Here is a 6892-nt window from a genome sequence, read left to right on the forward strand (position 1 = left end):
CTTCGCAGCCTTCGCGGACAACCGCAACGTGTTCACCGACCTGACCGTACGGGACGATGTCGTGACGGTGTCCGAGTACTCCCTCTGCACGCAGCCCGAGCCGACGGGTCCGGCGCTATGGACCGCCCACGTCACGGTTCGCGCCCTGGTGGTTCCGCGCCTCTCAACCGGCCTTGGCCTGCGCCGAGATGCCGCCGTCCACCGGCATCGCCACACCCGTGACGAACGACGAGCGCCCGCTGCACAGCCAGGCCGCCGCCTCGGCGATCTCCCGGGGCGACGCCATGCGCTTCTGGATCTGCGGCGCGATGAACGCCTGCTCCAGCTCCGGGATTTGGCGCACCGCGTCGTCGATCATCTCGCTGCGCGTCGTGCCGACCACGAGGGCGTTGACGCGGATGCCGTGTTCCCCGTATTCGGACGCCGCCGCCCGGGTGATGCCCAGGACGGCGTGCTTGGCCGCCACGTACGGGACGGACGCACCGGTCGCGTAACGGCCCGCCGTACTGCTGGTGTTGACGATGGAGCCGCCCTTGCCCGAGGCCAGCATCACGGGCAGCTGGTGCTTCATGCAGTTCCACACGCCGCGGACGTTGACGTCCATCGTGCGGTCGTACACCTCGTCGTCCATCTCGTGCAGAGGGGTCCCGACGGTGGCGTAACCCGCGTTGTTGAAGGCGGAGTCGAGGCCGCCGAAGTGCTCCACCGCCGCGTCGACCACGCGGCGGACGTCGGCGGTGACCGCGACATCGCCCGGAACGGCGAGCGCCCGGCCGCCGTCGGCGGTGATCTCCTCGGCGAGCTTACGCAGCCGCTCCGCGCGGCGTGCCATCAGGACGACCGCGGCGCCCTCCTCCGAGAACAGACGGGCCGCCGCCTCGCCTATCCCGCTGGACGCCCCCGTGATCATGACCACCTGGCCTGCGAGCAGGCCCTGGTCGCTCCGCTGTGTGATCTCGTGTCCGGTCATCTGGGTGCCTCCGTGGATACCCCCGCCTTCAGGCGGGGGAGGAAACGGACTCCTGCGGAGCAGGGCAGGGAAAGCCGATTCACCCCCTGCGCGGATCGACGTCCACCACCAACCGCCCGCCCATCGCCACAAGTTGCCGTGAAAGTTTGTGAGTTGTGGCTACTCACATGAAGCGGGCCTTCAAGTACCGCTTCTATCCGACCGATGCGCAGGCAGCGGAGCTGTCGCGCACGTTCGGATGCGTGCGCAAGGTCTACAACATGGCACTCGCCGCCCGCACCGAGGCGTGGGCGCGGCAGGAACGGGTCAACTACAACCAGACCTCGGCCATGCTGACGGTGTGGAAGAAGACCGACGAACTGGCTTACCTCAACGAGGTCTCCTCCGTTCCCCTGCAGCAGGCGCTGCGGCACCTGCAGAGCGCCTTCGCGAACTTCTTCGCCAAGCGGGCCAAGTACCCGCGCTTCAAGTCCAAGCGGAAGTCCCGTGCGAGCGCGGAGTACACCTCCTCGGCGTTCCGGTTTGATGACGGGCGCCTGACGCTGGCGAAGATGGCTGAACCTCTGCAGATCGTCTGGTCCCGCCCCCTGCCCGAGGCAGTATCGCCGACCACGGTGACCGTGAGCCGGGACAGCGCGGGACGCTGGTTCGTCTGCCTCCTGTGCGAGGACCCGTCCGTCAAGCCTCTCGCAACTGCCGGCAAGGCTGTCGGCATCGACGTCGGCCTGGACCAGCTGCTCACACTGTCGACCGGGGAGAAGATCGCCAACCCCCGGCACGAGCGCCGCGACCGCGAGCGCCTGGCCAAAGCCCAGCAGGAGTTGTCCCGCAAGGCCAAAGGGGACGGCGCCAACCGGCGCAAGGCCCGCGAGAAGGTCGCGAAGATCCATGCCAGGATCACCGACCGCAGGCGGGATGTGCTGCACAAACTGACCACTCGACTCGTGCGTGAAAACCAAACGCTCGTGATCGAGGACCTGACCGTGCGCAACATGGTCAAGAACCGGGGCCTGGCCCGCGCCATCAGTGATGCCGCGTGGGCCCAGTTCCGGAGCATGCTGGAGTACAAGGCCGACTGGTACGGGCGGGAAGTGATCGCGGTGGACCGCTTCTTCCCCTCCTCCAAGCTGTGTTCGGTCTGCGGCACCCTCCAGCCGGAGATGCCGCTGAACGTCCGTAACTGGACGTGTGACAACTGCGGCACGTGCCATGACCGGGACGTGAACGCGGCGCACAACCTTCTGGCCGCCGGGCTGGCGGTGTCTGTCTGGGGAGCTGGTGTAAGACCTCAACGGAGAACTCCGAGCGGGCAGTCGGCGATGAAGCAGAAAACCCCACGGCGCGAGCCGTAGGAATCCCCCTCGTTCACGAGGGGGAGGAAGTCAACGGGTGAGCATATGCATCCGACGGCGGCTGCAGCAGGGGCGAATCAGCCCCTCCGGCCGCTGAGCCGCCGCCAACCCATGTCGATCAGCCATGCGTTGACCACAGCGGACACCGCGAGCACGGCGAACACGCCGGCCGTCGCGCCGTCCGGTACGGCCAGTACGAGCATGCTGGCCGGCGCCGTGACGAGGAGCGGGACCACCGCGGCGAAGGAGGCGTCCTCGTGCGGCTGGGCCGACACGACGGCCAGCCACACGATCAGTGCGGCGCACACCGCGAGGTACAGACGAGCCGGCCAGGTGCCGAGAGGCGTGCTGAGTGTCCGTTCTCCGATGACTGAACTCATGGTGCCCGCTCCCCTGTTCGAGAGGTTCCGGTTTCTCCGGCACCCCGCTGCGGTCCAGTCTGTTCGCACGAGATCTCCGGGCCCTGAGTTCGGATACTCAAAGACCGCGGTGGCGTACTCACGTTCAGTGGATGCCTGTTGGCGCGGCGAAGCACGCCCCGGCCGGCAACGGCGCAACGCCGCCCATGCCGGCGCGGACGCGCAGGGCGGCCGCGGTGTCGCGCTTGCGACATGTCCCACCTGTGCCAGCGGAATTGAGTGACATGGCATTCCGCACCACCGGATTCTGTCCAGCGCATGAACATTTCTGCGCGTACGACGGAAGGCACGGGAATGAAGAGACGTATCCGCCTGGTGGCGGCGATATCGACAGGACTCGCTCTGACGGCCGGCACCGTGGCACCGGCATCGGCCGGAACCGGTGCGGCGCCCACACCGACAGCCGCGGCGGACGCCCCCCAGCCTACGAACCTCGGCACCGTACGTCTGATCACCGGTGACCGGGTGACCGTCGCCACCGACGCCGACGGGCGGCGGTCCGCCTCAGTCACGCCCGGAGCCGGACGGCGGCACGTTATCTTCCGGACCTACGAACAGGACGGGCATCTGACGGTCCTGCCGTCCGATGCCGGCGACCTGGTCTCGGCGGGGCGACTGGACCGGAAGCTGTTCGACGTGAGCGCGCTCCTCGACCAGCGGTACGACGAGGCGCACAGTGAGGCGCTTCCGCTGATCGTGGCGGCGGACGACGGCCCGGCGGCGTCCGCCGCACGGCGGTTGGCCGGCCTCGCCGAGGACGGCTCGCAGGTCCGCCGCCTCGACAGCATCGGTGCGCGGTCGATGCGTGTCGCGGAGGAGGATCTCGGCCGGTTCTGGAAGCAACTGGCGCCCGCCGACGCGCCGTTGAACACGGCCCGGGTCGCCGGCACCCCTCGGGTGTGGCTGGACGGCCGGGTGGGCGCGGCCCTGGACCGCAGTGTCCCGCAGGTCGATGCCCCCGGCGTGTGGAAGGCCGGCTATCGGGGCGAGTCCGTCAAGGTCGCCGTGCTGGACACCGGCGCCGACCAGTCGCATCCGGATCTGGCCGGACGGATCGCCCAGGCCAAGGACTTCTCCGGCAGCTCGGGTACCGGGGACGCCTTCGGCCACGGCACGCACGTCGCGTCCATCGTCGGCGGGAGCGGGGCCGCGTCCGACGGCGGCCGCAAGGGAGTGGCGCCCGCCGCCGACCTGCTGGTGGGGAAGGTTCTCGGGGACGACGGCTACGGCACCGAGTCCCAGGTGATCGCCGGCATGGAGTGGGCGGCGGACGCGGGCGCCAAGGTCGTCAACATGAGCCTGGGGTCGGAGAGCCCGAGCGACGGCACGGACCCGATGAGCCTCGCGCTGAACGAACTCACCGAGCGCACCGGCGCGTTGTTCGTCGTGGCGGCGGGCAACAGCGGTCAGCAGGGCACGGGCAGCATCGGCTCCCCCGGTGCCGCGGACGCCGCCCTCACCGTCGGTGCGGTCGACCGGAACGACGCCCTCGCCCCGTTCTCCAGCCGCGGTCCACGAGCCGGTGACGATGCGGTCAAGCCCGATGTGACGGCGCCCGGCGTCGGCATCGTGGCGGCCCGCGCGGCCGGAACCACGATGGGCGACCCGGTCGACGCGCGCCATGTGGCGGCCTCCGGTACGTCGATGGCCACCCCGCACGTGGCGGGCGCCGCCGCTCTGCTCGCCCAGCGGTATCCCGACTGGAGCGCGGACCGGTTGAAGGACGCTCTCGTCAGCACGGCCCGTACGACCACCGGCCAGGAGGTCACCGAGCAGGGCGGCGGCCGCATCGATGTGACGGCGGCCGCGCTGGGCCCGGTCACCGCAACGGGCACGGTGGCCCTGGGCCCGTTCGAGACCGGCGGCGGTGACACCCGTACGACGCAGCTGCGGTACACGAACACCTCCGACGCCGACGTCACACTCGCCCTCACCACCGAACTGGCCACGGCGGGAGGTCGCGAACCCGCGGAGGGCGCGGTGCGGCTCGGCTCCGGCTCCGTACGTGTGCCCGCGGGCGGCACGGCCGACGTCCCGCTGACGGTGGATCCGGCCCGCGCCCAGCAGGGCGACTACTACGGCTACGTGACCGCGGTCTCCGCGGACGGGAAGGTCACCGTGCACACCACGGTGAGCCTCGTGGTGCAGGGACCCACGCACCGGATCACCGTCAAGACGGTCGACCACCGGGGCAAGCGGATCCAGGCACAGCCGACGATCTGGGGAGCCGACGGCTTCATGGGGTACATCGACGCCGACACGGCCGTCGCCGAAGTCGAGGAGGGCACCTACCAGTTGGACTACTCGTCCCTGGACACCGCTTCCGACGGACAGGAGCTGCGCCATGTGGTCCTGCCGGAGGTGAAGGTCACCAAGGACACGTCCGTCACGCTCGACGCCCGGAAGACGACCCTCGTCGACATCCGCACACCGCGGCCGGCCGAGCAGCGCGGCATTCTCAGCTACCAGACGTTCCGGAAGATCGACGGGCACGGCCTGCTTCAGGGGACGATGTACTTCGACGTCGCCAAACGCCTGTACGTGAGTCCCACCTCCACCGTCACCGACGGCACCTTCGAGTTCGCCTCACGCTGGCAGCTCGTCGCGCCCCTGCTGGCCGCGACGGTGTCGGGGGACAAGGACCCGCTGGACGCCTACTACATGCCCGCCTCGCCTCTCTTCGACGAGCGGGGAACACGCCTGACGGCGGTCGACGCGGGTGACGCCGCGGCTCCTGACTTCGGCCGGGCCCGCGGGAAACTCGCGGTCCTCACCAACGACGAGGGCCTCGACGAACGGGAGCTGTCCGAGCAGGCGGCCGCGGCCGGTGTCCGCGGCATCGCGGTCGTCAACTACAACGACATCGCGTGGACCCGCTGGCATCCGGACGGCGAGCGCTGGGGCGTACCGACCGTGCGGATCGGCGCAAGTGCGGGAGCCGCGTTGCTGAAGCGGATCGGCAAGGCGAACACCACGGTGAAGTTCACCGGCACCGCGCGCAGCCCGTACCTCTACGACGTCATGCAGGTGTCCTCACAGCGCATTCCGGAGAAGGTCGTGCACACGGTCTCCGAGCGCAACAGCGCGGTCGTACGCACCACGTACGCCGACAACGGCGGCGCCCCGTGGGCCAGTGAGCAGCGTTTCGGCCGACGGCCGTACCAGGACACCGCCTGGCTGCAGTACACCCGTTATGTGCCGACCGGCTTCGAGCGCACCGAGTACGTGAGCGCCGGTGACACCAGCTGGCAGCATCTCGTGCACCACGGGACCACGTTCGTCGTCGACATGCCGCTGGCCGTCGGCATGGCCGACGCACCGCGCACCTACCGGGCGGGCGAGCGGGCCGAAGACACCTGGCAGGGAGCTGTTGTCCGCCCGTCGATCCCGCAGGGCACCACGACCCCGTCCGTGCGCAAGGGAGACGTTTTGCGCCTGCGGATCCCGGAGTTCACCGACTCGGCGGCAGGTCACTGGTCGCGACTGATCGAGGGCGGCGACGGCGGGGCCGGCACCTCCGGCGGGGCGAAGGCGGCGCCGAGTGACTCGGCCGCCGCGGTGCTGTATCGCAACGGCCGCAGGACCACCGAGGCCGACAGCGCGTGGGCGGACTTCGAAGTCCCCTCCGGCGCCGCCGACTTCCGACTGGATCTGACCACGTCACGCGTGTCGGAGGAGTGGGCCTACGGGACCAGTACGGACACGTCCTGGTCGTTCCGATCGGGAACGACCGGTGCGGCGACGGCTCTGCCGCTGCTCCAACTCGACTACGACGTACCGGTCGACGCACGCAATGCCGTCGGCTCCGGCCGCACGCACTCCGTCGGGCTGACGGTCCGCGCCCAGGACGCGTCGGCCGCACCACGCGGGGTGAGCGTCCAGGTCGAGGCCTCGTACGACGACGGCAAGAGCTGGAGCGGCACCGAGGTGAAGGGTCGTGGACTCAACGCGTTCAAGGCCACCGTCGAGAAGCCGTCGCGGGTACGCGGGGACGCGTACGTGACACTGCGGGTCACGGCACGGGACGCGGCGGGCAACTCGGTGCGGCAGACCGTGCGGCGCGCGTACCTGCATCGCGGATAGATGCTCCACGCGTTCGGCGGGTGAGCGGGCGGTCGACCGCCCGCTCACCCGCCGAACGCACCACACCC

General features: G+C 70.0%; 4 protein-coding genes. 2 read left to right on the forward strand and 2 right to left on the reverse strand.

All coding sequences use genetic code 11. The annotated features are described in order from the left end of the window. Positions 1–163: 163 nt before the first annotated feature. Positions 164–970: an SDR family NAD(P)-dependent oxidoreductase gene (locus tag GAS53_RS05135; protein ID WP_151476201.1), complete on the reverse strand. Its 807-nt coding sequence runs from the start codon at positions 968–970 to the stop codon at positions 164–166. A 167-nt stretch (positions 971–1137) separates the two neighbouring features. Between GAS53_RS05135 and GAS53_RS05140 the strand changes: the two genes are divergently transcribed. Then, a complete protein-coding gene (locus GAS53_RS05140) occupies positions 1138–2322 on the forward strand; it encodes an RNA-guided endonuclease InsQ/TnpB family protein (RefSeq protein ID WP_151476227.1) in 1185 nt (394 codons plus the stop codon). Between the two features lie 77 nt (positions 2323–2399). Here the strand turns inward: GAS53_RS05140 and GAS53_RS05145 are convergent, their stop codons facing one another. Next, positions 2400–2702: an SCO4225 family membrane protein gene (locus GAS53_RS05145; protein ID WP_151476202.1), complete on the reverse strand. Its 303-nt coding sequence runs from the start codon at positions 2700–2702 to the stop codon at positions 2400–2402. Positions 2703–3035: 333 nt separating this feature from the next. Between GAS53_RS05145 and GAS53_RS05150 the strand changes: the two genes are divergently transcribed. Continuing rightward, positions 3036–6824: a S8 family serine peptidase gene (locus GAS53_RS05150; RefSeq protein ID WP_151476203.1), complete on the forward strand. Its 3789-nt coding sequence runs from the start codon at positions 3036–3038 to the stop codon at positions 6822–6824. Positions 6825–6892: the final 68 nt, after the last annotated feature.

The sequence above is a fragment of the Streptomyces albicerus genome (genome assembly GCF_008905045.1).
GTDB lineage: Bacteria > Actinomycetota > Actinomycetes > Streptomycetales > Streptomycetaceae > Streptomyces > Streptomyces albicerus.